Below are 25,248 nucleotides of genomic sequence, written 5' to 3' on the forward strand. Positions count from 1 at the left end.
TGTCTTTTTGGTCGTCTAAGCGAAGTAGCAGCTCACCGAGCCGTAGGCGCCATAATCGGCTTGAATTGTGTCGCCCTTGCGGGTCTCGATCGGACGGATGAAAGAGCCGGCGAGCACGATTTGCCCGGGCTCAAGCGCAAGGCCGAGCGGTGCGATCTTGTTGGCGAGCCAGGCGACTGCAGTCGCGGGATGATTGAGCACGCCGGCGGCAAGGCCGGTCTCTTCCAGCTGGCCGTTCTTGAAACAGAGCGCGCCGATCCAGCGCAGGTCCGCGTCCAGCGGGCGGATCGGCCGTCCGCCGAGCACGATGCCGGCATTGGCCGCGTTGTCGGCAATGGTGTCGAAGATCTTTCGGGTCGCCTTGGTCTGGGGATCGACGCGCTCGATCCGCGTGTCCAGAATCTCCAGCGCCGGCACCACGAAGTCGGTGGCGTTGAGCACGTCGAACAGTGTGCAGTCGGGGCCCGCGAGGCGCTTGCTCATGACGAAGGCGAGCTCGGCTTCCACGCGCGTCGCGATGAAGCGCTCCGTCGGGACGAGGCCACCATCGGCGAAGAACATGTCGTCGAGCAATACGCCGGAATCCGGCTCGTTGATGCCAAGCGCGCTCTGCATCGCCTTCGAGGTCAGGCCGATCTTGTGTCCCCGGACGATGCGCCCCTCGGCGACCTTGACGTCGACCCAGGCCTTCTGAATCGCGTAGGCGTCAGCGATGCTGATGTCGGGAAAGTCCTGCGAGAGCTGCCGGATCTGCGTACGGGTCTTTTCCGCGTGGTGCAGACGGTTCGCGCAAGCTCGGATATCGTCGTTTGAAAGCGCCATGTGTAATCTTACAAATCGTCGTGCCGGAAGATACTTAACATGTTAAGTGAATGCGTCAATCGCAAATTGGCTTGCTGCACTGCAAACGTTTCGCGGCTTGAAAGGGCGTCATGACGAAGAGACCGGCTGATCCTGCGAACGGAAGTGAGCCCGCCGTGCGGCAGGTGCCGATGCGCGACTTCTCGCGTTCGCTGCCGATGTCGTTGCTGCGGGCACGCGAGGCGGTGATGCGGCAATTCCGTCCCTCGCTGCGCACGCATGGCCTGACCGAGCAGCAATGGCGCATCCTGCGCGCGCTCGCGGCGATCGACACGGTCGAGGTCACGGAACTCGCGCGCACCGCGTTCCTGCTCGGCCCGAGCCTGTCGCGCATCCTGCGTGATCTCGAGGCGCGCAATCTGATCGAGCGCAAGACCGCCAAGGCGGACCAGCGCCGCAGCATGGTCTCGATCTCGGAAAAGGGCGTGAAGCTGATGGCTTCCGTCGCGCCGTCCTCCGAAGCGATTTATGCCGAGATCACGCGCCGCTTTGGCGCACGCAAGCTCGTCGAATTGCAGGAGATGCTCAGCGAGCTCGAACAAAGTCTCGCAGGGCTCGGCGCGGGCGAGGAGGCAAGTGCCGTGGAGTGAAAGCAGATATGCGCGAGCGCGCGGCAACAATCATGGACATCGCCGCAGTTTTTCGCTCAAAGTGCCCCGCAGCCGATGCGCAAAAATCGGCGCGCCGGGACGGATTGCGCCGCCTTTGCCAAGTGAAACCTTGCGTCATCGCGAGCGTAGCGCGGCGGTCGGGTTCGCGCTAATAACGGCATCGTGCTGTCGCGGCGCTCGTCATGGTGACGAAGGTCCAAAACAAAGAAGGAAGGCAACGTGGCGAACAAGGTCAAGGAAATCTGGAAGTCGGGCAAGGCCGTGGTCAACGCGTGGCTCGCGATTCCCTCCGGCTTCTCGGCCGAGATGATCGCGCAATGCGGCTTCGACAGCGTCACCGTCGACATGCAGCACGGCGTGCAGGATTATCTGTCGATGGTGCAGTGCTTCCAGGCGATGGACAAGCATCCGATCACGCCGATGGTCCGCGTGCCCTGGAACGAGCCCGGCATCATCGGCAAGGTGCTCGATGGCGGCGCCTATGGCGTGATCTGCCCGATGGTCAACACGCCGCAGGAAGCCAGGAACCTCGTCTCCTATGCCAAGTACCCGCCGAAGGGCGTCCGCTCCAACGGCCCGATCCGCGCCGGCATGTACGGCACCGCGGGCTCCTACCAGAAGACGGCCAACGACGACATCGTGCTGCTGCCGATGATGGAGACCAAAACCGCGGTCGAGAACATGGAAGCGATCTTCGACGTCGAAGGCATCGACGGCGTCTATATCGGCCCGTCCGACCTCGGCTTCTCCTACGGCCTCGAACCGAAGCTCGATCGCACCGAGCCCGAGATCCTTGCGATCTACGAGAAGATCATCAAGGAGTGCGGCAAGCGCGGCCTCAATCCGGGTATCCATTGCAGCGGCGCCGAAGGTGCCGCGCGCGCCATCAACATGGGCTTCAAGCTGGTGACGCTCTCGAACGAGGTCGGCCTGATGACGACCTACGCCAAGATGCAGGTCAACGCCACCCGGAAGGATTCCGGCGGCAAGGCCTGAGAACTCGCGAATGGCGATGGGGAGTAGCGAATGAGCTGCTCCCCTTTTCCATTCGCCACTCGCTACTCACTATTCGTCTGAAGGAGACCTCCCATGACCATCAGCCCCGTCATTCGCCTGCATCCCGATGATGGCGTGCTGATCGCGCGCGCGAGCTTGCCGCCGGGAACATTGGTGGCCGACGGCGTGACGACGGTCGAGCGCATTCCTTCCGGCCACAAGGTCGCGATCAAGCCGATCGCATTGGGCGAGCCGGTGATACGCTACGGCCAGATCATCGGCTTTGCGACGGTGCCGATCGCGCCGGGCCAGCACGTGCACGTGCAGAACTGCGGCATGGGCGATTTCGCCAAGGACTATGCCTATTGCGTCGACGTCAAGCCGACGCCGAATTTCGATCTGCCGGCGAGTTTCGAAGGCATCCGCCGTCCGGACGGCCGCGTCGCCACGCGCAACTACATCGGCATCCTCACCTCGGTGAATTGCAGCGCGCATGTCGCAAGCCTCGTCGCCGACGTCTTCAAGAAGAATCCGTTCACCGGCGACAATCCGCTGGCCGACTTCCCCAATGTCGACGGCGTGGTCGCGCTGACCCACAAGACCGGCTGCGGCATGACGCAGAACGAGCCCTTAGCGCTGCTCCGCCGCACGCTCGGTGGTTATGCACGGCACGTGAACTTCTCTCATGTGATCGTGCTCGGCCTCGGCTGCGAGGTGAACCAGATCGGCGGCCTGATGGAGGAGCAGAAGCTCGCGGGACGTCTGCGTGCGATGGACATCCAGGAGGTCGGCGGCACCCGCAAGACGGTGGAAGCCGGAATTGCCTTCGTACGCGAGGCACTCGCGGAGTCCAACAAGGTCAAGCGCGAGTCCGTTCCGGTGAGCGAATTGACCGTGGCGCTGCAATGCGGCGGTTCGGACGGCTATTCCGGTGTTTCCGCCAATCCGGCGCTGGGTGCGGCCAGCGATCTCATCGTACGTCACGGCGGCACCGTGATCTTGTCGGAGACGCCGGAGACCTATGGCGCCGAACATTTGCTCACGCGCCGCGCCGTCAGCCGCGAGGTCGGCGAGAAGCTGGTCGATCTCATGCGCTGGTGGGACGAATACACGACGCGCGAAGGCGCCGAGATGAACGCCAATCCCAGCCCGGGCAACAAGGCCGGCGGCCTCACCACCATTCTGGAGAAGTCGCTCGGCGCGATGGCGAAGGCCGGCACAACCAACCTCGTCGAGGTGCTGCGCTACGCCGAACCCATCACCAAGAAGGGTTTCGTGTTCATGGACACCCCCGGCTACGATCCGGTCGCCGCGACCGGGCAGGTCGCCGGCGGCGCCAATCTGGTCTGCTTCACCACGGGCCGTGGCAGCGTGTTCGGCTGCAAGCCGGCGCCCTCGATCAAGCTCGCCACCAACACGCCCATGTACAAGCGCATGGAAGAGGACATGGACGTCAATTGCGGCACCATCCTCGAAGGCGAGGAGAGCGTCCAGCAATGCGGCCAGCGCATTTTCGATCTCATCCTCAAGACCGCGTCGGGCCAGCCCACCAAGAGCGAGAGTTTTGATTTCGGCGGCGCCGAGTTCGCGCCCTGGGTACTGGGCGCGACGATGTAGCAAAGGCACAGCCCGTGCCGTAGGCACGGTCTGCCCGTTGTTAGTGCTTGATCGAGGTCACCAGCGGTGTTCTGCTCAAAAAAGCTGCTGGAGTACCGCACCCCGTGTCGATCTACGTCGCACTACACCACGTCACGCACTACAAATACGACCGTCCGATCGATCTCGGCCCGCAGACCATCCGTCTGCGGCCGGCGCCGCATACCCGCACGCCGATCCTGAGTTATTCGCTCAAGGTCACTCCGGCCAATCATTTCGTGAACTGGCAGCAGGATCCGCTGGGCAATTGGATCGCCCGTTACGTCTTTCCGGAGAAGACGACCGAGCTCAAGATAGAGGTCGATTTCACGGCGCAGATGACCACGGTCAATCCGTTCGACTTCTTCGTCGAGCCCTATGCCGACAGCTTTCCGTTCGAATATACGCAAGATCTCAAGACGGAACTCGCGCCTTATCTCGAGACCGTCAAGCCCGATCGGCTGTTCGCGAAATATCTCGATACGATCCCGCACGAAGCCCCGAACACCGTCAACTTCCTGGTCGATCTCAACAGGGAGTTGCAGAAAAGGATCGGCTACGTCATCCGCATGGAGGCGGGCGTGCAGACGCCGGAGGAGACGCTCTCCTCCGCGGCCGGCTCATGCCGTGACTCCGCCTGGCTTCTGATCCAGACCTTCCGTCACCTCGGTCTCGCCGCCCGTTTCGTCTCCGGCTATTTGATCCAGGTCCGTCCCGACATCGATCCGATCGAGGGGCCGCCGGAGGTCGAGAACGATTTCACCGATCTGCACGCCTGGGCCGAGGTCTACCTGCCGGGCGCGGGCTGGATCGGCTTCGACGCGACCTCGGGCATGCTTGCGGGCGAGGGCCACATCCCGGTCGCCGCGACGCCGCACTACCGCTCGGCGGCGCCGATCTCCGGCGGCGCAGGCTTCGCCGAGGTCGAATTCGCCTTCGACATGAGCGTCAAGCGCATTCGCGAGGCGCCGCGCATCACAAAGCCGTTCTCCGACGAATCCTGGATACGGCTGAACGATCTCGGCGAGCAGGTCGACGGCGATCTTGCGGCCCAGGACGTGCGTCTGACCATGGGCGGCGAGCCGACCTTCGTCTCCGTCGATGATCTCGAAGGCGCCGAGTGGAACACGGACGCCGTCGGCCCGACCAAGCGCGGGCTCGCCGACGATCTGATCCGCCGCCTGCGCGCGCGTTTCGGACCCGGCGGCCTGCTGCACTTCGGGCAAGGCAAATGGTATCCCGGCGAAAGCCTGCCGCGTTGGGCGTTTGGCCTGTACTGGCGCAAGGACGGCGTGCCGATCTGGAAGAATGCCGACCTCATCGCCAGCATCGAAAATCCGCGGTCGGCGCAGGCCAAGGACGTCCAGGCGTTCGTGGAGGGCACGGCGCTGCGGCTCGGGCTCGATCCCGGCTACATCATGCCAGCCTATGAGGACACCGCGTACTGGCTGCAGAAGGAATCCGAGCTTCCCGTCAACGTCGATCCTTCCGATTCCAAATTGTCCGATCCGGAGGCCCGCGCGCGGATGGCGCGGGTGTTCGAACAGGGGCTCAACAACCCTCGCGGCTTCGTGCTGCCGGTGCAGCGCTGGAATGCGGCGCCACGCTGGCGCAGCGAGCGCTGGCAGCTCCGGCGCAGTCATCTGTTCCTGATGCCGGGCGATTCGCCGCTCGGCCTGCGCTTGCCGCTGGACTCGCTCGGCTATGTCCCGCCCGATCAGTATCCCTACATCGTCGAGCGGGATCCGATGGAGGCCCGCGGCAAGCTGCCGGTGTTCAGCCTTCCGGCGCGTCCGGACGCGCCGGAGCGGCTCGAGCCCGAACAGCTCAACACCTCGGTCCCCGTCCGCACCGCGATGTCGGTCGAGGTCCGCGACGGCGTGCTCTGCGCCTTCATGCCGCCGGTCGAGCAGATCGAGGATTATCTCGAGATGATCGCGGCGCTCGAAGCGACTGCCGAGGAGATGCAGCTCCAGGTCCATGTCGAGGGTTATCCGCCGCCATTCGATCCGCGTGTCGACGTCATCAAGGTGACGCCCGATCCCGGCGTGATCGAGGTCAACGTCCAGCCGGCAAAGAACTGGCGCGAGGCGGTCGACATCACCGTCGGGCTCTATGAGGATGCCGGCAAGACACGCCTCGGTGCCAATCGCTTCCTGGTCGATGGTCGCCACACCGGCACCGGCGGCGGCAATCACGTCGTGGTCGGCGGCTCGAGCCCGCAGGACTCGCCGTTCCTGCGCCGGCCTGATCTGTTGAAGAGCCTGGTGCTGCACTGGCAGCGGCATCCGTCGCTGTCCTATTTCTTCTCCGGCCTGTTCATCGGCCCGACCAGCCAGGCGCCGCGCATCGACGAAGCCCGCCACGACAGCATTTACGAGCTCGAGGTCGCGCTCACGCACGTGCCGCCGCCGGGCACTCAGGCGCCGCTGTGGCTGGTAGATCGCTTGTTCCGGCATCTCCTCGTCGACATCACCGGCAACACCCATCGCGCCGAGATCTGCATCGACAAGCTCTATTCACCGGACGGCACGACCGGCCGCCTCGGTCTCGTTGAATTCCGCGCGCTCGAAATGCCGCCGGATCCACGCATGTCGCTGGCGCAGCAGCTGCTGATCCGCGCGCTGATCGCAAAATTCTGGCGCGAGCCGCAACAAGGCAAGTTCGTGCGATGGGGCACCGCGCTGCACGACCGCTTCATGCTGCCGCACTTCATCTGGGAGGATTTCCTCGAAGTGCTCACCGAGTTGAAGCAGTCCGGGTATCCGTTCGAGCCTGAATGGTATCTGGCCCAGCTCGAATTCCGCTTCCCCGCGTTCGGCCGCATCCATCATGGCGGCGTGACGCTGGAGCTGCGGCAGGCGCTGGAGCCTTGGCACGTCCTCGGCGAGGAGGGCTCGGCCGGCGGCACCGTGCGCTATGTCGACTCGTCGGTCGAGCGGCTTCAGGTCAAGGCGGAAGGCTTCGTCGCGGGCCGCCATATCGTCGCCTGCAACGGCCGCCGCCTGCCGATGACCGCCACCGGCCGCTCTGGTGAAGCCGTGGCCGGCGTCCGCTTCAAGGCCTGGCAGCCGGCCTCAGGCCTGCACCCGACCATTCCCGTTCATGCGCCCCTGACCTTTGACCTCATCGACACCTGGAACGGCCGCTCGCTCGGCGGCTGCGTCTATCATGTCGCCCATCCGGGCGGCCGCAGCTACGACACCAAGCCCGTCAACACCTACGAGGCCGAGGCGCGGCGGCTGGCGCGCTTCCAGGACCATGGCCATACGCCGGGTCCGATGCAGCCGCCGCCCGAGGAACGCACAAATGAGTTTCCGCTGACCCTCGACTTGCGGACCCCGCTCCTGCAATGAGTATGATGCCGGGGCAGGGAGTGGCGCATGGCCGAGGGCGCAGCCGAAGAGGACGACAAGGCGGGTCAGGCGCAAGGTCAACGTGATGGCCAGCGCGAAGGCCAGCGCCGCTTCGCGCAATGGGTCCGCGACTACAGGCGCCTGCCCGACATCCCCGACGAGTTTCTCGGCCCGGACGGCAAGCCCCGCGCGGTCTGGAGCCGCTTCTTCGATGCCTTCGGTGCGCTCGCGCCCGATGAGGTTGAGCGGCGGTTTGGCATGGCCGACCGTCATCTCCGCGAGGCCGGCGTCACCTATCGCGCGCCCGGCGAGAGCGCCGACCGGCCCTGGTCGATCAGCCATCTGCCGCTGCTGATTGACGAGGCCGACTGGAAGCAGCTGTCCGACGGCATCACCCAGCGCGCCGAGTTGCTCGAGCTCGTGCTGCGTGACATCTATGGCGAGGGCCGCCTCGTCGCCGAAGGCGCGCTGCCGGCGGCCGCGATCGCGGGGAGCCCCGAATATCTCCGTCCCGCCTGCGGCGTGCCGCCGCCGGGCGGGCGCTATCTCTCGCTCTATGCCGCCGATGTCGGCCGCGGGCCCGACGGACGCTGGTGGGTGCTCGGCGATCGCACGCAGGCGCCGTCGGGTGCGGGCTATGCGCTGGAGAACCGCCTGGTGCTCTCGCGCGCCTTCTCGGACCTCTACAAGTCGATGAACGTGCCGCGCGTCGCGCCGTTCTTCGAGGCGTTTCGCGACAGTCTTCGGGCGCGCGCCGACCGCGACGAGCCGCGGATTGGCGTGCTCACGCCGGGCAGCTTCAGCGAGACCTATTTCGAGCACGCGACGTTGGCGCGCTATCTCGGCTTCCTGCTGGTCGAGGGCGACGATCTCGCCGTCAGCGACAATCATATCCACATCCGCACGGTTGCAGGCCTCAAGCGCCTCGACGTGCTGCTGCGCCGTGTCGATTCCAATTCGCTCGATCCGCTCGAGCTCGATGCCTCGTCACGGCTGGGCGTCCCCGGCCTGATCGACGTGCTGCGCAAGGACGGCGTCGTCGTCGCCAACATGCCGGGCTCGGGTGTCCTCGAGGCGCGCGCGATGCTCGGCTTCCTGCCGGCGCTCAGCCGCCGGCTGCTCGGCGAAGAGCTGAAGATGCCGCACATCGCGACCTGGTGGTGCGGCCAGCGCTCGGCGCGCGACGAAGTGTTGTCGCGGCTCGACGAGGTCGCGATCGAAGGCGCGTATCGGCGCGGCGTTCCCGGTTTCGACAGCAACGGTCCGGTGCTCGCGAGCGAACTCGACGCCGCCGGGCGCCGGCGCCTGAGCGACGCCATCGCTGCGCGCGGCATGGACTATGTCGGCCAGGAGGTGGTGCGGCTCTCGACCATGCCGGTGTGGGAACAGGGGCAAATCACGCCGCGTCCCTTCGTGCTGCGCGTGTTCGCAGCCGCGACGCCGGACGGCTGGGCCATCATGCCCGGCGGCTTCTGCCGGATCGCCGAGCAGCCGGATGCGCGCGCGGTGTCGATGGGCGACGGCGCGCGCTCCGCCGACGTCTGGGTGGTCTCGGACAAGCAGGTCTCGACCGCGACGCTGCTGCCTGCGGTCGACAAGGTGCGCATCCGCCGGATCGCCGGCGTGCTGCCGAGTCGCGCCGCCGACAATCTGTTCTGGCTCGGCCGCTATCTCGAACGCGCCGAGGCGACGCTGCGGCTGGTGCGGGCGCTGGGCTCGCCGAGCGGGCCCAACAAGGGCACCGCGGCCTCGCTGCAATCGGCGGAGCGTATCCAGCGCCTGCTGGTGACCTGGGGCGCGATCTCGCAGACCTCGCGCGCGGCGCCCGGCCGCATCGTTGCCGAAGCGCTGCAGAGCCCGGAGCGTTTCGGCTCGGCACTGTCGCTGGTCCGCGCGGCCCAGCGCACGGCGACCTCCTTGCGCGAGCGGCTGTCGCCCGATGCCTGGCAAGTCATCACCGAGATGGTCGAGCGGCTGGCCGTCGAGGTCGAGGACGACGACAGCGTGCTGAGCGCGGCCGAGTTGACCTTGCAGGAGCTCGCGAGCTTTGCCGGCCTTGCGCATGAGAACATGAACCGCGCCGCCGGCTGGCGCTTCCTCGATATCGGTCGGCGCACCGAGCGCGCCATCAACACCACGCGCTTTGCCCGGCAGTTTGCCTATGACGAGGCCGGCGACGAGGATCTCGATATCCTGCTGACGCTGGTGGATTGCCAAATCACCTACCGCTCGCGCTATCTGCTGGCGCCGATCCTGGCGCCGGTGCGAGACCTCGCCGTGCTCGACAATTACAATCCGCGTTCCGTGGCGTTCCAGGTGACGACGCTGAACGAACACATCGCCGCACTGCCGAGCCTGAAGGAGCACGGCCTGATCGAGAAGCCGCAGCGGCTTGCGGTCGCGCTGCAGGCGATGCTCGCGACCGCGCAGGCCGAGAAGCTCGAGGTCAAGACGCTGTTCGCCCTGGAGCAGGATCTGCTCAGCCTCGCCGAGGCGGTCGGGCAGCACTACTTCCCGCACGGTCCCAATGCGAGCCGGCCGGAAAAGCTGACGGGGCTGGCGTGATCTACGATATCCGTCACGTCACCACCTACGAATACGAGAGCCCGGTCAGCTTCGCGCGCTGCACGCTGCGGCTGGAGCCGAGGAGCGGCCATGGCCAGGAGCTGATTTCGCATAAGGTCGAGATCCGTCCGCGCCCCGCAGAGCGTAGCGTCCGGCGCGATTTCTTCGGCACCCTGACCGAGAGTGTCGTGATCGAGGCCGCGCATCGCACCCTGCGCATCGATTCCCGCTCTCGCGTGAAGGTGTCGCGCCAGCCGCCGGCGCGCGCCGCTGTCAGCCCGGCCTGGGAGAACATTCGCGACATCGCCTTCGAGGCGACGAGCCTCGGGCCGTCCTCGCCGGTCGGCTATGTCTTTGCGAGCCCGCTAGTGCCGGTGCTGGGACCGGTCAGCGCCTATGCGGCGGAAAGCTTTGCGCCCGGCGCGGGCATCCTTGCCGGGGCGGTCGATCTGATGCGTCGCATCCGCACCGAATTTCGCTACGACCCCAAGGCGACGGTGATCTCGACGCCGCTCAACGAGGTCTTCGTCAAGCGCCATGGCGTCTGTCAGGATTTTGCCCATGTGATGATCGCGGGCTTGCGCGGGCTGGGCCTGCCCGCGGCCTATGTCAGCGGATATTTGCGCACCATTCCGCCGGCGGGCCAGCCGCGCCTGCAGGGCGCCGACGCCACCCATGCCTGGGTGTCGCTGTGGTGCGGGGACGAGCTTGGCTGGGTCGATTTCGACCCGACCAACGATCTTATGGTTGCTGGCGACCATATCGTGCTCGCAGTCGGCCGCGACTTCTCCGACGTTTCGCCGGTCGACGGCATCATCGTCGGCTCGCCGAAGCAGAAGCTCGACGTCGCCGTCGACGTGCTGTTGGTGGAATGATTGCGGGTCCTGCCCGCGACACCCATCCCGGGTGTGGCGGGTCCGCACGCAACCGCGATATCGCGGGGCACAAACCGCAACATATTTCCGAGTTTGCGCCCCCGGGTTTGGCCAGTCGGCCAAGATGGGCTATGCTGGCGCCTGCGTCGAGGACGAGAATGAGATGTCGGGAATTGGCGTGGAAAACCACCGACAGACGGGGCTGCATCCATGATGACGTTACCGAAACTGGCGGCGGACTCCCTTGAAAAATTGCTGGGCTCGTTCATGCGTCGTCGGTTCGACGAGCCCTCTGCGCGCATCGTCGAGAGCGCAACCCGCACGGCGATGGAATGCATCGGCAATAGCGACGCGCTTTATCACAATATCGAGCATACGATGCTGGTGACGCTGGCGGGTCACTCCATCCTCAGCGGCCGATATCTTCACGCCCATCTGTCGGCGGAAGACTATGTCCATGTCCTGATCGCCTGCCTGGCCCATGACATCGGCTATGTGCGCGGCCTGTTCGAGGAGGATGACACCGATGGCTTCGTCATCGATGCAGCCGGCACCAAAGTGTCACTGCCGCGCGGCGCCTCGGATGCAAGCCTGATGATGTATCATGTCGACCGTTCCAAGCTTTATGTCTCGCGGCGGCTGCGACACATTCCGGGGCTCGATCCGGAGCGCATCGCCCGCGCCATCGAGGGCACCCGGTTTCCGGCCCGGGAAGGCCAGGACTATGACGACGAGGCCTCGATCCTGCGCGCGGCCGACTTCATCGGCCAGCTCGGCGACCCCAATTATCTGCGCAAGGCCAATGCGCTCTACTACGAGTTCGAGGAAGTCGGCATCAACCGCCAGCTCGGCTACGATTCGCCGGCCGACATCGTGAACCGCTATCCGCAGTTCTATTGGAATAGCGTCGCGCCGCACATCCAGACCGAGATCGGTTACCTCAACAAGACCGAGATCGGTCGGCAGTGGATCGCCAACCTCTACAGCAACGTGTTCCGCGCCGAACGTGACATCACGTTATCCGGGCCGCAAAAATAGCTCCGCTTTCTAATGCAACAAAAAACGGTCACCACCGATATCCTCGACATCGCCTATCGCGAATACGGCGCGCCGGACGGCTGGCCCTGCATCATGGGTCATGGCTTTCCCTACGACGTGAACGCCTATGCCGAGACTGCGCCGATCATGGCGCAAGCAGGCGCGCGGGTGCTGATGCCCTGGCTGCGCGGCTACGGGCCGACGCGATTCCGCTCCGCTGCGACGTTGCGCTCCGGCGAGCAGGCGGCGCTGGGCGCCGATCTGCTGGCCTTCATGGATGCGCTTGGAATTGCGCGCGCGGTCGTCGGCGGTTACGACTGGGGCGGGCGCGCAGCCTGCGTGGTCTCGGTGCTGCATCCGGAGCGCGTGATCGCGCTCGTCTCGGGCAATTCCTACAACATCCAGAACATCGCGCGCTCGATGGAGCCGGCTTCGCCACCGGAGGAGGCGGCACTCTGGTATCAATATCTCTTCCACAACGAACGCGGCCGCCGTGCGCTGGAGCGCAACTGGCGCGGTTTTGCGCGCCAGCTCTGGTCGATGTGGTCGCCGACATGGGCCTTCGACGACGCGACGTTTGAGACCAGCGCCATCTCGTTCGACAATCCCGATTTCGTCGATGTCGTGATCCACTCCTATCGACATCGTTACGCGCTGGTCGCGGGCGATCCCGCCTATGCCGCGATCGAGGCGAAGCTCGCCGCCCTGCCCCCGGTTCGGGTACCGACCATCGCGATCGACGGTGACAGCGACGGCGTCAATTCCGGCACCGCTCACCACGCAGGCAAATTCGTGGGCTTTTTCGAGCGGCGCGTCTTTACAGGGGCCGGCCACAATTTACCGCAGGAGCGGCCGGCCGAATGGGCCCAGGCCGTGCTCGATGTGCGGAAAGCGGCCTCGTAGAGCCGGGTTTCTCGTCCCACTGTCTTGCCGCTCTCACAGCTTCCAATTTTTCCTGATTCCGGGAACCTTTTCCGATCGCAGCCGTCCAAGCTGTGGGCCGCCTTCTGTATGCGGTTCGTTGCAGGGGAGTTTTCGATGAAGACGCAAACGCGCAGGCTGGAACGTGTCGCGGTCGCGCAGGCGCCGAGCGAGCGGCCTGAGAGGGCGGAGGTCGAGCAGGCGATCCGGACCATGATCCGCTGGGCCGGCGACGATCCCGCGCGCGACGGTCTGCGCGATACGCCGGACCGGGTCGCGCGCGCCTTCGAGGAGTATTTCTCCGGCTATGCGCAGGATCCGACCGAAATCCTGCAAAAGACCTTTGAGGAGATCGAAGGCTATGACGAGATGATCGTCCTGCGCGGCGTTCGCTTCGAAAGCCATTGCGAGCACCACATGGCACCGATCGTCGGCCGCGCCTGGGTCGCTTATATCCCGCAAGGGCGCGTCGTCGGCATCTCCAAGCTCGCGCGTCTCGTCGACATCTACGCCAAGCGGCTTCAGATCCAGGAGAAGATGACCGCGCAGATCGCCAACACGATCAACGATGTGCTGAGGCCCGAAGGCGTCGGGGTCATCATCAAGGCGACGCATCACTGCATGACCACGCGTGGCGCACATAAGCCCGGGACAGATCTCGTCACCAGCCGCATGCTCGGCGTGTTCCGCGACAATGCGCTGACACGCCAGGAGCTGCTGGGGCTGGCCAATTCGGACGATTGATCCGCGACGGCTCAAGGAGGCAACGGATGACCGAAGACAAGAAGCCAAGCGGGCCCGACCTGAGCCGAGGCGTGACGCTCGCCGAATTCAAGGACGGCAAATTGCTCGGCCATGTCGGCGAGGAAGACGTCCTGCTGGTGCAGGCCGGCAGCGAGATCTTTGCGATCGAGCCGGCCTGCAGCCACTATCACGGTCCGCTCGCAGAAGGACTGGTGGTTGGCGACACCATCCGCTGTCCCTGGCATCACGCCTGCTTCTCCTTGCGGTCAGGCGAGGCGACCCGTCCGCCGGCGCTGAATGCGCTGGCGTTGTGGGAGGTCTCGCGCGATCAGGACAAGATCATCGTTCAGCGCAAGCGCGAGATGCCGAAGCCTCCGGCGCGTCACCGGACGGCGCCAACGCCGGAAAAATTCGTCATCATCGGTGGCGGCGCGGCGGGTTTCGCGGCGGCGGAGACGCTCCGTCGCGAGGGCTTTGCCGGCGCCATCACCATGCTCAGCAATGACAGCGCGATGCCGGTCGACCGGCCCAATCTTTCCAAGGATTACCTCGCGGGCAACGCGCCGGAGGATTGGCTGCCGCTGCGGGGCCAGGACTATTATCGGGACGCCGGCATCGATCTCAGGCTCAACACGAATGTTGCCGCGATCGAGGCGAAGACGCGCAGCGTGACGCTGGGCAACGGCGACAGGCTGCCGTTCGACCGGCTGCTACTCGCGACAGGCGCCGAGCCGGTCCGATTGCAGATTCCGGGTGCCGACCAGCCTCATGTCTACACCCTGCGCTCCGTCGCCGACAGCCGCGCCATCATCAAGGCGGCCGGCACCGCCAGGCGTGCACTGGTGATCGGCGCCAGCTTCATCGGCCTCGAAGTTGCGGCCTCCTTGCGGGCACGCAAGATCGAGCTCCACGTGGTCGCGCCGGACGAACGGCCGATGCAGAAGGTGCTCGGTCCCGAGATGGGCGACTTCGTGCGCGCGCTGCATGAGGAGAACGGCGTCAACTTCCATCTCGAGGACACCGTGGAAAAGCTGGACGGCACGCGCGCCACGTTGAAGAGCGGCGGCGTGATCGAGGCCGACCTGGTCGTGGTCGGGATCGGCGTCAAGCCGCGCCTTGCGCTTGCCGAGCAGGCGGGGCTTGCGGCCGATCGGGGCGTCAGCGTGAGCGAATATCTGGAGACCAGCGTATCCGGCATCTTCGCCGCCGGCGACATCGCGCGCTGGCCCGATCCGCATTCGCGGCAAACCATCCGCGTCGAGCACTGGGTGGTGGCGGAGCGGCAGGGCCAGACCGCGGCGCGCAACATGCTCGGCAAGCGCGAGCGCTTCGAGGCCGTGCCGTTCTTCTGGTCGCAGCACTATGACGTGCCGATCAACTATGTCGGCCACGCCGAGAGCTTCGACGACATCGCGATCGACGGCAGCATTTGTGGCAAGGACTGCCTGCTGAAGTATCGCAAGGGCGGCCGCGTTCTTGCGATTGCTTCAATTTATCGCGATCTCGACAATCTCAAGGCCGAGTTGGAGATGGAGCGGACACGCGGCTGAGGCGCGCATCCGTCTCGATTTGCGTCAATGGTGCTGCCCGCGAGGGCGGCTGTGCACCGGCTGATCAGCAACTCGACGCAAGACCGCCTTGCGGAACTCCGCTGATCTGACGTGCTGGCAAGAAGCAGCACGCCGCGCGCCTTCCGAGTCGCGCGGCGATCATCACCGGGGAGAAACCATGAAAGCCGCTTTGGTCCTGGCTGCAGCCTTGGCTGCCTGCCTGTCCACGCCTGTCTCCGCGCAGAAATCCTACGGTCCCGGCATCAGCGACACCGAGATCAAGATCGGCAACACCATGCCCTATAGCGGCCCCGCTTCGCCCCTCGGTATCACCGGCAGGGTGATCTCGGCCTATTTCGACGAGGTCAATGAGAAGGGCGGCATCAACGGCCGCAAGCTCAATCTCCTGTCGCTCGACGACGCCTTCTCGCCGCCGAAGACCATGGAAGCGGCGCGGCGGCTGGTCGAGGGTGACGGCGTCGCCTTCATCTTCGCGACCATGGGCACGGCGCCAAGCTCGGCGATCGCGAAATATCTCAACAGCAACAAGGTGCCGCAGCTGTTTCTGATCAGCTCGGCCTCGAAGTGGAACGATCCCGCCAACATGCCCTGGTCGATGGCGCTGCCATGGGCACCGAACTACACCAGCGAGGCCGCGATCGACGTCGCCTATGCCCGCGCCAAGAACCCGAATGCGCGCTTCGCGGTGCTCTATCAGAACGACGACGCCGGCAAGGAATATCTGCGCGGCGTCAAGGAAGCGCTTGGTGCCGACGCCGACAAGGCGATCGCGATGGCGTCGAGCTTCGAGGTCGCCGACCCCACCGTCGATTCCCAGGTGCTGACGCTCGCCAACACCAAGGCCGACGTGTTCATGATCTATTCGGTGACGCCGCGCGCCTGCGCCCAGGCGATTCGGAAAGCGCATGAGGTCGGCTGGCAGGCGACGCGCTTCCTCGCCTCGGGCTGTGCCAACAAGGCGACCGTGATGGTCCCGGCCGGCCTCGATGCCGGCAAGGGCGTGCTCTCGCTCGGCTCGCTCAAGCCGTTCGTCGAGGCGCCGAAGGACGATCCGGCGATGACGGCCTATATCGATTTCATGAAGAAGCGCCTGCCCAATGCCGACGTCAACAACGTCGCGGGTCTCTACGGCTACACCGTCGCCGAGGCATTGGTGGTCTTGCTGAAGCAGTGCAAGGACAATCTGACGCGCGAGAACATCATGGCGCAGGCGGCCAATTTGAAGAACGTGCCGCTATCGCTACTGATGCCCGGCATCACCCTCAACACCACGCCGCAGGATTTCCGCCCGATCAAGGACGGCTATATGCTCCAGTTCAATGGCAACGACTGGATCGTCGCCAGCGAGCTGCTGCGCGGCACGTGAGGGGCACGCGAGCGGCAGCATAGACAGTGCACCCTCTCCCCTTGCGGGAGAGGGTGGATCGCCGCGAAGCGGCGAGCCGGGTGAGGGGTATCTCTCCGCGAGTCGTCTCTACATTTGAACTCGCGGATACAACCCCTCATCCGGCGCTTCGCGCCACCTTCTGCCACAAGGGGAGAAGGGAACAGGAGGACCCCATGGATTTTCAACACTCCGAACGTTCGCTGGAGCTGCAGGAGCGGGTCCGCCGGTTCATGCGGACGCATGTCGAGCCGGTCGAGGAGCTCTACTACGAGCAGGTGAAGCCGGAAGCGACACGCTACAGGACGCCGCAGATCCTTCAGGACCTGAAGCGGCTGGCGCGCGAGCAGGGGCTTTGGAACCTGTTCCTCTCCGGCGAGCACGGCCAGGATCCCAACAACACTGGCTTGACCAATCTCGAATACGCGCCGGTGAAGGAGATCATGGGCCGCATCCTCTGGGCGCCGGAGGTGTTCAATTGCTCGGCGCCCGACGTCGGCAACATGGAGGTGCTGGCCAATTACGGTACGCCGGCGCAGCAGGAGCGCTGGCTGAAGCCACTGCTGGAAGGGCGCATCCGCTCCGGCTTCTCGATGACGGAGCCGCAGGTTGCCTCCAGCGATGCCACCAACATCCAGTGCGAGATCAGGCGCGACGGCGGCGACTACGTCATCAACGGCCGCAAATGGTTCACCTCGGGCGCGATGAACGAGGATTGCGAGATCCTGATCGTGATGGGCAAGACCGCGCCCGACGATCCCGATCGCCACCGCCAGCAATCCATGATCCTGGTGCCGAGAGCGACGCCTGGCGTGCGCATCGTCCGCGACATGCTGACCTACGGCTATGACGACGCGCCGGTCGGCCATCCCGAGATCGTCTACGAGAACGTTCGCGTGCCCGCGGAGAACATCCTGCTCGGCGAGGGCCGCGGCTTCGAGATCGCGCAAGGCAGGCTCGGCCCCGGCCGTATCCACCATTGTATGCGGCTGATCGGCTGCGCCCAGCGCGCGCTCGAATTGATGTGTCAGCGCGCGGTCTCCCGCACGGCCTTCGGCAAGCCGCTCGCAGAACAGGGCTCGGTGCGTGAGGACATCGCGCACTCATTCTGCGAGATCGCGCAGGCGCGGCTCTTGACGCTGCAAGCCGCCGACAGGATGGACCGCGAGGGCAACAAGATCGCGCGCGACCTGATTGCGGCCGCCAAGATCGTGGTGCCCAGCATGGCCGCCCGCGTTATCGACCGCGCCATCCAGATCCACGGCGCTGCCGGCGTCTCGCAGGACACGTTCCTGGCGCGTGCTTACGTCTACGCCCGCTTCATCCGCATCGGCGACGGACCGGATCAGGTGCATCTGGCCGCGGTGGGGAAGGAGCTGATCAAGCGTGGCGGGGTGATGGGCTAGCAAACGCCATCACTGACGGCCCCATTTCTTCTTTCCCGCGCAAAGCAAGGCGGCATGAACACCTTGCCGGCGGCGCCTTGACCACCGTCACTGGACCAGATGTGCGGGCCGAAGGGGCCTGAATGCGGCGCGCAGCTCGGCGGAGAAAAGCGCCGGCTGCTCCCAGGCAGCAAAATGACCGCCTTTGTCGACCTCGTGGAAGTAGGTCAGGTTGCGATAGGCGCGCCGGGCCCACGTCTCCGGGGCTTGATAGCTCTCGCCCGGGAAGACCGTGATGGCCACCGGCAGTGAGATCTCCGCAGTCTTCTCCGGACCTGCAAGGGCGGGACTGCGCCCGCTATATTCCCAGTAAAGTCGCGCTGAGGAGGTGGCGCTGTTCGTCAACCAGTACAGCGTGATGTCGTCCAGCACCTCGTCGCGGGATTTTTCGGAGTCGGTGTCGTCGAACTTCCAATGCGAGAAGCCGGGATGTCCGAGCATCCAGGCTGCCAGGCCCGCGGGAGAATCCGTCAAGCCATAGCCGATCGTTTGCGGCCTCGTTCCCATCATCAGCGCGTAGGACCGGTTGCCCATCTTGCCGGCCGCACTGAATGCATCGAACGCCGCGCGTTCCTTGGCGGAGAGGTCTGCCGGAGCAGGCCCGCCGGCCGCGAGGATCGCGGCGATATCGGGCGGGACGATCGCCGGCAAGTTGATATGGATGCCGAGCAAGCCTGCCGGCGCCAGCCGTGCCATCGCACTCGAGACCGGCGAGCCCAGTCGCCGCCCTGCGCGACATAGTGGGTGTAGCCCAGGCGCTTCATCAGTTCCGCCCAGATGCGCGCTGTGTGGTCGGGACCCCAACCGGTATCGACCGGCTTGCCGGAGAAGCCATAGCCGGGCATCGAGGGGATCACGACGTCGAACGCGTCTTCGGCCCGGCCCGCATGGGCCGTCGGATCGGTGAGTGGATCGATCAGCTTGAGCTGCTCGAAAACCGATCCCGGCCAGCCATGGGTTATGACGACAGGGAGGGCATTGGGATGTTTGGAGCGGACATGAATGAAGTGGATGTCGATGCCGTCGATGTTGGTGACGAACTGCGGAAGTCGATTCATCCTCGCTTCGATCTTGCGCCAGTCGTAGGCCGTCCCCCAATAGTTGACGAGGGGCTGGAGCTTCGCCAGCGGGATACCTTGGGACTGATCGGAAACAGTCTCGCGATCAGGCCATCGCGTCGCCAAAACGCGCCGCCGAAGCTCGACAAGGTCCTCCTCCGGCACGGCAATGTGGAAGGGGTGAATTGTGCTTTCGCCCGCGGCCGCCGCTGCACGCAGCGGAAACACGCTCGCGGAAATCGCCGCTGAAACTCCAATCGCTACGGTGCTCAAAAGCGCGCGCCGGCTTCTGTCGATGGTGTTCTCGGAATTGTATGGCATCGGCATGGGACACCCTCCTGGCTTCAGGCGATCGGAGCCTGCGGAGCAGGGCAGTCCTTCGTCTGGCTCTGCAACATGGCTCGGAAGCCGGTCAATAGCTCGTTAAGGCTTGTTAGATGCTGTGAGCAGTTGCGACTGATGCAGGGGCAAGGTGAAGAAAGACAAGTTCAGCAGTTCTGTCCCTTGTCCCCCGACAAGGACGGAGTAGACAAGCTGATCGGATCTGTGCGTCGGCTCCTTGTCCATGAACGCATTCAGCAGCGGGCCTTGCTGCGCGAGGACATTGCAAACTCCCTCTGTGACATCGCGCAAGCAAGCCTTCTCACGCAGGTGGCAGCCTCCGTCGCTGCGATGATCGCTTCTGCGAAAACCCGCCGATGAGAATGAAAACACGGTCAGGCGGGCGAGCGCACCGATTATCCTGATTGGTCGCGCTATGAGAGTCATGTCGCGCTATTTCGCCGCGGCTCTCGTCGTCATGCTGTTGACGCAATGTCTGTCTTAGACGGCGACAACTAAAACACGGTGCTGGAACTATTGCGGTTCCTCCAACGGTTCCGGAGCCAGGGGTTGGCTCGACCCGCAAAACGATTTGCGGCATCGGAACTGAACAATCGAAAATCACAGGAGATATAATGGGGTTCCGATCGAGCGCCGCAATTTGCGGCGCCATGATTGCGCTTGCCGTTTCCGTTTCTGTAGCGCGATGTGAAGCTGGTGGGGTTCACTCAAACGCTGTCGACGATGCCGCTTCCGGGGAAGCGATCGTTGGCGCGGCATCCATGTACAATCCGTTCAAGCCGGGCAAAGAGGAGGGCGGCCCGAAGACGGCTTCCGGCGAGCGCTATGATCCCTCGGTGTGGTCGGCTGCCATCAAGACGAGCTTGCGTAAGAAATTCGGTGGGGTCCAATTTGGCGCGAAGCCGAAATACGCCCTCGTCGAGGCCGTCGGCAAGAAGGTCATCGTCAGGATAAATGACGTGGGACCGCTAAGGCCTGGCCGCATCATCGACTTCAATGAGCGGACGATGCGCCATTTCGATCCGAGCCTGGAGCGCGGGGTCATTCCTGACGTAAAAGTCCGACCGCTTGCCGGCGGCGATTGGACCCCCGGACCGGTTGGCTGAACGTCGCACCAGAAGGTCGCGCAGTACGACCGAAGGTCCCGACGCCATCGCCATGATGACATCACGGTTTGCTGCGCGCCCGCAGCAGCCATGTCTACGCGTCTAAACTACTAAGCGGCCGTGATCTTCGAAATCTGGCCTTCGGCTCCTGTGCCAAGGCCATCCACACCTGTCGCCTCTATGCAGAGTTTAAGCGCTCCGCCCAGAGTTGCAGCAGCCAGATCCGCCTTGGCACCTTCCCGCAGGCTTTCCAGCGCCGCTGGCTCGATGTCCTTCATCCAGCAACCCAGAATGATTGTGGCCTTCGGCAATTTACGGCGAAGCCGTCGCACCGAGTAACGCATATGGGCAGGGCTGCTTGCATCCATATAGACGAGGCAGACAATGGCGACCCCGTCGGTCTCCAGCCGGAAGATATTCGCCGTCGACAACGCTTCCGCTGCCTCGACTCTGGCCGACAAGCCATGCGCGCCGGTCAGTTGAGCCAGCATGATCGCAGCGGCTTCGTCGATCGGATTTCGCCCGGCCACACAGAGGACGGGATGTTCGCCTTGCCATCCAGCGGGCAAGTCCTCCTTGCGCAGAACCCGCAGACTCTCATAAGGCGCGTCCTCAGCCACGCCTTCTATGGCAGATGTAGCTTCGACATCTGTTGTCGGGCCGACCTTCGGCGGCAGACGCTCATCCTGCTCCGAAATGTTATTGGCAAATTCCTGGACCGCATCCCTGATTTTGGTCAGCCGGTCGGGAGCCAGAGCGCCGCGCTCGGCATCCACTTGAGCCAGTTGCAGTCCTCGCAGGGCGACTTCGTCGTAATAGGAGCTAAGAGATCGCTCCTTCAAGAACTCCTCGGCTTTTGCCGATGCTTCTGTCGGATCGCCGGCGAGCATCCGCTGATAGAATATCTCGGGCGGAGAGAGTGCTGGTCGGTCTCCAAACATGACGTCCAGGAACTCCAGCCGCTCGACATGGCGGCCCAGTACGACGAGACACACCGTGAGTGGTGTCGCCAGAACGAGGCCGATCGGACCCCAGAGCGCCGTCCAGAACGTCGCAGAAGCCACAACGGCCACCGGCGACAGTCCCGTGCTGTGTCCATAGACCATCGGCTCCAGCACATGGCCGACGACGGGCTCCACCACCACGAACAGCGCGATCGTCCAAAGCAGCATCGTCCAGGTTGGATCGACCGCGACCGCGAGAGCGAGAGGAAAGGCGGCGGCGATGACCGCCCCGATGTAAGGCACGAAGCGCAGCACTGCTGCCAGAATACCCCACAGGATCGCGCTTGGAACGCCGATCAGCCAGAGACCCGTTCCGATGATGATGCCGAAGCTGCCGTTCACGAGAAGCTGGATAAGGAAAAGCCGGCTGAGGCGGCTCGCCGCGTCATCAAGGGCAGCCGTGGTGCGCTGCAGGTCATCCGAACCGGCCAGCCTGATCAGACGATTACGAAGATCCTCGCGTTGAAGCAAAATGAAGATCACGAATATGACGATGATCCCGGTCGTTGCGAGCGGATGAAGCAAGGGTGAAATCAGCGTTTGCAAGCTCTCCAGCGCGCCGGGATCGGGCTGAAGCACTTCCACAGGAACGGGCCTCGGCGCGGCCGCTTTCGGAGCTGCTATGGTGCCCAACGAATTCGCGGCCTCCTTGGGCTTGTCGAGTTCTTTGCTGAGGTCCTTCAACATGCTCGAAGCCCGCTCGAGCGTGCCTCGACCAGCGGTGGTCTCACGGAAGGATTGGATCTTCTCGCTTATTGTGGACTGATATCGCGGCAAATCGCCAGCCAGCTGCGTGAGTTGGGTAGCAAGGAGACTGCCCATCGCAAATATGAATGCGAAGGCGATCACGACCACGCTCACCACAGCCAAACTGCGTGGAATGCGCAGACGCTGAACCAGTCGAACCAGGGGCGCCAGCACGAAGCTGAGCAAGACGGCCAGCGCTATGGGGATGATGATCTCGCGACCATAATACAGCACCATGACAATGATCGCGGCGAGAATGGCCATCGCCACGGCGCTCAATAGCGAAATCAATTCTTCCGGTGTTCGTGCTTTGAATGGCTGCCTGATCACAGCTCCTCGCTAGGCCGGGAAAAGCGGCGAGTTTGTTGACGTCCAGTGAGTTCAAAAAAGCCGCGGATTGCTCCGCGGCTTTTGCATTCACAGGATTCGTATCTCAGTAGCGGTCGGTGCCGATCCCGACGCTCACGCCGGGAGCGCGGAAGCCGATGCCGCTGCGCTCTTCATAGCCGCGCCGCTCGATGTAGCGCTCGCGAGGCGCATATCCGTAGGAATCGCGCCCTTCGCGGATGATGACACGGCGTTCGCCGCGCTCACGCCAGCAACGACCGTCTTCGTTGCAGACCATGCGCACGTTCTGAATGTTGCTGTCCGGAGCGACAGACAGGGTGGGAGACAGCGGGGCTGCAGCAGCGGCGGTCACGAGAAGGGTACTTGCTGCGGCCGCCAGAGCGGCTGTGAAAAATTTCATCGTGTTTCTCCCAAATGTGATGTGTCAGTGAGGCAATAGACTGGGAACCCAATGGTTCCATGGCAGAACAGATATCGTCAGCTGCCGCCATTCTGTTCGCAGGCATTCCCTGCCCGAAAGACAGGTGAACTCGCCATGATTGGCGATCATGACCTGGAAGATGGGATTGCGGAGAGAGGCATCGCGCGGTCTCTGTGAAGATCGGCTTCGAGATCCTGCCGGCCCAGCGCGGAAAGCTCCAACATTGACATCATGCTCCTGTTTCGCCCGACGGAGCAAGTAGATTCGTCAAATCCGCAGAGGATCGGGGCGGTGGCCAAGCCATTGAAATCGCTGTCCCCGGCTACTGTGCATGGGGTTGTTTTCGCGTTTTTGATGGAGCGACCCCACCGCCGGCTCTGTTGGCGATGGACGTGCGGCTACCCGGCCTTGGCGATGCGGCCGTCCGCCGCGCCCGAGCGCAGGTTCTGGAAGAACTTCTCCACCTCGCACGACAGCGTCTCCGCCGTCTCGGTCACGCTGCTCGCAGCCCTCAGCACCGAGGAGGCCGCAGTATCGGTCTCGCCGATGGCGTCGCGGAGCGAGCTGATGTTGGCGACGAGGGTCTCGTTGCCTTGGGCAGCCGATTGCGCGTTGGACGAGATCTCGCGCGTGGCGGCGTCCTGCTGGCCGATGGCGCCGGCGATCGCCGAGGTGACGTCGTTGATCTCGCGCACCGCGCCGCCGATCTCGCGGACGGCGTCGACCGCGTTGCGGGTGGAGGACTGGATCATCGAGACGTTTTCGCTGATGTCGGCGGTCGCTTTCGCGGTCTGCCCCGCGAGCGCCTTCACTTCGTGTGCGACGACGGCAAAGCCGCGGCCAGCATCGCCCGCGCGCGCCGCTTCGATGGTGGCATTGAGCGCGAGCAGATTGGTCTGCTCGGCGATCGCCTGGATCAGGCTGAGCACGCCGTCGATGCGTTGCGTGGCGGCCGCCAGGCTCTCGATCTCGGCAATCGATTTCTCGGTGCGCTGCCCGGTCTGCTCGACCGCGCTGGCGGATTGCCGCACCTGCCGGCCGATCTCCACCACCGACGCAGACAGCTCCTCGGCCGCGCCTGCCACCGCCGTGACGTTGTGCGATGCCTGTTCGGTGGCGTTCGCCGCCGTGCCGGCGCGACTGCTCGCGTCCGCGGTGACGCGGGTGATGGTCTGCGCCGTCTCGCGCATGACGGAGGCGTTGTCGCTGAGGCCGCGCATGATCGCGCCGATCGCCTCGCGAAACGCGTCGACGGATTGCTCGATGTGGCGGGCGCGCTCCTCGCGCGCGGCGGAGTCCTGCGAGACCTGCGAGGCGAGGTTGCGGTTGCGCCCCATCGCGTCCTGGAAGATCTGGATCGCGCGCGCCAGTGCGCCGATCTCGTCGGCGCGGTCAGAGTGGGGCACCACGACGTTCTCGGCGCCGTCAGCGACCTGCTTGATGGTCGCGGTGATGGCGGAGAGCGGGCGTGCGATCGAGCGGGCGATGATGACGATGCCGATCACGACGAGGGCGAGCGCCACGCCGGCGAGGCAGGTCAGGACGAAGGACAGGATGCGATTGGTCTCGGTCTCGTGCGCGATTTGCCTCGCGCGCTCGGAATAGACTTTGGACAGCGCCTCGAGATCCTTGTTCAGCGCCGAGCGCACGGCGCGGTTGGCGTCGTTGTCGCCCCATTCGCGGCCCGCGGCCGCATTGATCTCGACGCCGCGGCGCACCAGCTCCTTGCGAAACTCGACGAACTGCTCGATGCGCTTCTTGAAGGTGGCGAACTGCTCGGCATCGTCAGCCTTGACGATGGTCTCCCAGCGCTTCACGACGTCGAGGATCTGGGCGTTGAACTTGAGCAGGCCCTCGCCGTATTTCTTCACCACGGCCGGTTCGGTCGACATGTAGACGCCGCGCGATTCCATCACGACCGCATAGACCAGCGAGTTGACCCGCTCAACGTTCAGCGCGGCGGCGTTCGCGGTCTCGATCGCGGTGGTCAGCTCGGCACCGCGGCGGCTGTTGTAGTCGGACAGCATCGCGATCGCGGCCGTGAGCAGCGCGAACAGCGCGAAGATCGCGTAGAGCTTGTTGGCAAGCGTGAAGCGGCCGGCGAGGCCGGCGGCATTCCCAGATTGGTCGGTTTTCATGGTTTCAGGGGCCCGAATGGCCGGGAGCGGCCGGAGAGCGCGGTCGTAACAAATCGATGCAAAACTATGCAGAATGAAGATG

Annotated in this window: 17 protein-coding genes and 1 pseudogene; 13 read left to right on the forward strand and 5 right to left on the reverse strand. The window is 64.5% G+C overall.

Features of this window, described 5'->3' with window-relative positions; genetic code table 11:
* Positions 1 to 15: 15 nt before the first annotated feature.
* Positions 16 to 822, reverse strand: coding sequence for a 2-oxo-hept-4-ene-1,7-dioate hydratase (hpaH, locus tag IVB19_RS11580; RefSeq protein WP_018456949.1), 807 nt, complete (start codon positions 820 to 822; stop codon positions 16 to 18).
* 110 nt (positions 823 to 932) lie between these two features.
* Here hpaH and hpaR point away from each other — a divergent pair, with 110 nt between their 5' ends.
* The 12 genes from hpaR to IVB19_RS11640 all read left to right on the forward strand — a co-directional run bounded on the left by hpaR (position 933) and on the right by IVB19_RS11640 (position 17,963).
* Entirely contained in the window at positions 933 to 1,451 is a 519-nt protein-coding gene (hpaR, locus tag IVB19_RS11585) for a homoprotocatechuate degradation operon regulator HpaR (RefSeq protein WP_247488107.1), read from the forward strand.
* Positions 1,452 to 1,691: 240 nt separating this feature from the next.
* On the forward strand, positions 1,692 to 2,468 hold the full coding sequence (locus tag IVB19_RS11590; protein ID WP_018456947.1) for an HpcH/HpaI aldolase family protein: 777 nt from the start codon (positions 1,692 to 1,694) through the stop codon (positions 2,466 to 2,468).
* A gap of 93 nt (positions 2,469 to 2,561) precedes the next feature.
* On the forward strand, positions 2,562 to 4,085 hold the full coding sequence (locus tag IVB19_RS11595) for a D-arabinonate dehydratase (protein WP_018456946.1): 1,524 nt from the start codon (positions 2,562 to 2,564) through the stop codon (positions 4,083 to 4,085).
* 104 nt (positions 4,086 to 4,189) lie between these two features.
* A complete protein-coding gene (locus tag IVB19_RS11600) occupies positions 4,190 to 7,459 on the forward strand; it encodes a transglutaminase family protein (protein ID WP_247488103.1) in 3,270 nt (1,089 codons plus the stop codon).
* 27 nt (positions 7,460 to 7,486) lie between these two features.
* Positions 7,487 to 10,024: a circularly permuted type 2 ATP-grasp protein gene (locus tag IVB19_RS11605; protein WP_018456944.1), complete on the forward strand. Its 2,538-nt coding sequence runs from the start codon at positions 7,487 to 7,489 to the stop codon at positions 10,022 to 10,024.
* On the forward strand, positions 10,021 to 10,899 hold the full coding sequence (locus IVB19_RS11610; RefSeq protein WP_018456943.1) for a transglutaminase family protein: 879 nt from the start codon (positions 10,021 to 10,023) through the stop codon (positions 10,897 to 10,899). Before IVB19_RS11605 ends, IVB19_RS11610 begins: the two co-directional genes overlap by 4 nt.
* A 210-nt stretch (positions 10,900 to 11,109) precedes the next feature.
* Positions 11,110 to 11,937, forward strand: a complete 828-nt coding sequence (locus IVB19_RS11615; protein WP_026233269.1) for a metal-dependent phosphohydrolase — start codon at positions 11,110 to 11,112, stop codon at positions 11,935 to 11,937.
* Positions 11,938 to 11,949: 12 nt separating this feature from the next.
* A complete protein-coding gene (locus IVB19_RS11620; RefSeq protein WP_247821424.1) occupies positions 11,950 to 12,840 on the forward strand; it encodes an alpha/beta fold hydrolase in 891 nt (296 codons plus the stop codon).
* A gap of 135 nt (positions 12,841 to 12,975) precedes the next feature.
* The gene (gene folE, locus IVB19_RS11625) at positions 12,976 to 13,602 is read left to right on the forward strand and encodes a GTP cyclohydrolase I FolE (RefSeq protein ID WP_018456940.1); all 627 of its coding nucleotides are present in this window, start codon (positions 12,976 to 12,978) and stop codon (positions 13,600 to 13,602) included.
* Between the two features lie 26 nt (positions 13,603 to 13,628).
* Complete coding sequence (locus tag IVB19_RS11630; protein WP_018456939.1) at positions 13,629 to 15,152, forward strand: FAD-dependent oxidoreductase; 1,524 nt, start codon at positions 13,629 to 13,631, stop codon at positions 15,150 to 15,152.
* Positions 15,153 to 15,330: 178 nt separating this feature from the next.
* Positions 15,331 to 16,539, forward strand: coding sequence for an ABC transporter substrate-binding protein (locus IVB19_RS11635; protein WP_018456938.1), 1,209 nt, complete (start codon positions 15,331 to 15,333; stop codon positions 16,537 to 16,539).
* A 194-nt stretch (positions 16,540 to 16,733) separates the two neighbouring features.
* Positions 16,734 to 17,963, forward strand: coding sequence for an acyl-CoA dehydrogenase family protein (locus IVB19_RS11640; protein ID WP_018456937.1), 1,230 nt, complete (start codon positions 16,734 to 16,736; stop codon positions 17,961 to 17,963).
* Between the two features lie 87 nt (positions 17,964 to 18,050).
* Here the strand turns inward: IVB19_RS11640 and IVB19_RS11645 are convergent.
* Positions 18,051 to 19,387, reverse strand: a pseudogene (locus IVB19_RS11645) (alpha/beta fold hydrolase).
* A 629-nt stretch (positions 19,388 to 20,016) separates the two neighbouring features.
* On the opposite strand from IVB19_RS11645, the gene IVB19_RS11650 reads away from it, so the two are divergent.
* Positions 20,017 to 20,508, forward strand: a complete 492-nt coding sequence (locus tag IVB19_RS11650; protein ID WP_026233268.1) for a septal ring lytic transglycosylase RlpA family protein — start codon at positions 20,017 to 20,019, stop codon at positions 20,506 to 20,508.
* 110 nt (positions 20,509 to 20,618) lie between these two features.
* Here the strand turns inward: IVB19_RS11650 and IVB19_RS11655 are convergent, their stop codons facing one another.
* The 3 genes from IVB19_RS11655 to IVB19_RS11665 form a co-directional block, all read right to left on the reverse strand.
* Positions 20,619 to 22,589 carry an AI-2E family transporter gene (locus IVB19_RS11655; protein WP_377787669.1) on the reverse strand — a complete coding sequence of 657 codons (1,971 nt, stop codon included), beginning with the start codon at positions 22,587 to 22,589 and terminating at the stop codon, positions 20,619 to 20,621.
* 103 nt (positions 22,590 to 22,692) lie between these two features.
* Positions 22,693 to 23,007 carry a hypothetical protein gene (locus tag IVB19_RS11660; protein WP_018456931.1) on the reverse strand — a complete coding sequence of 105 codons (315 nt, stop codon included), beginning with the start codon at positions 23,005 to 23,007 and terminating at the stop codon, positions 22,693 to 22,695.
* A gap of 419 nt (positions 23,008 to 23,426) precedes the next feature.
* On the reverse strand, positions 23,427 to 25,166 hold the full coding sequence (locus IVB19_RS11665) for a methyl-accepting chemotaxis protein (RefSeq protein WP_247300202.1): 1,740 nt from the start codon (positions 25,164 to 25,166) through the stop codon (positions 23,427 to 23,429).
* Positions 25,167 to 25,248 lie beyond the last annotated feature (82 nt).

Origin of the sequence: Bradyrhizobium sp. 187, from assembly GCF_023101005.1 — a bacterium.
GTDB classification, from domain to species: Bacteria; Pseudomonadota; Alphaproteobacteria; order Rhizobiales; family Xanthobacteraceae; genus Bradyrhizobium; species Bradyrhizobium canariense_D.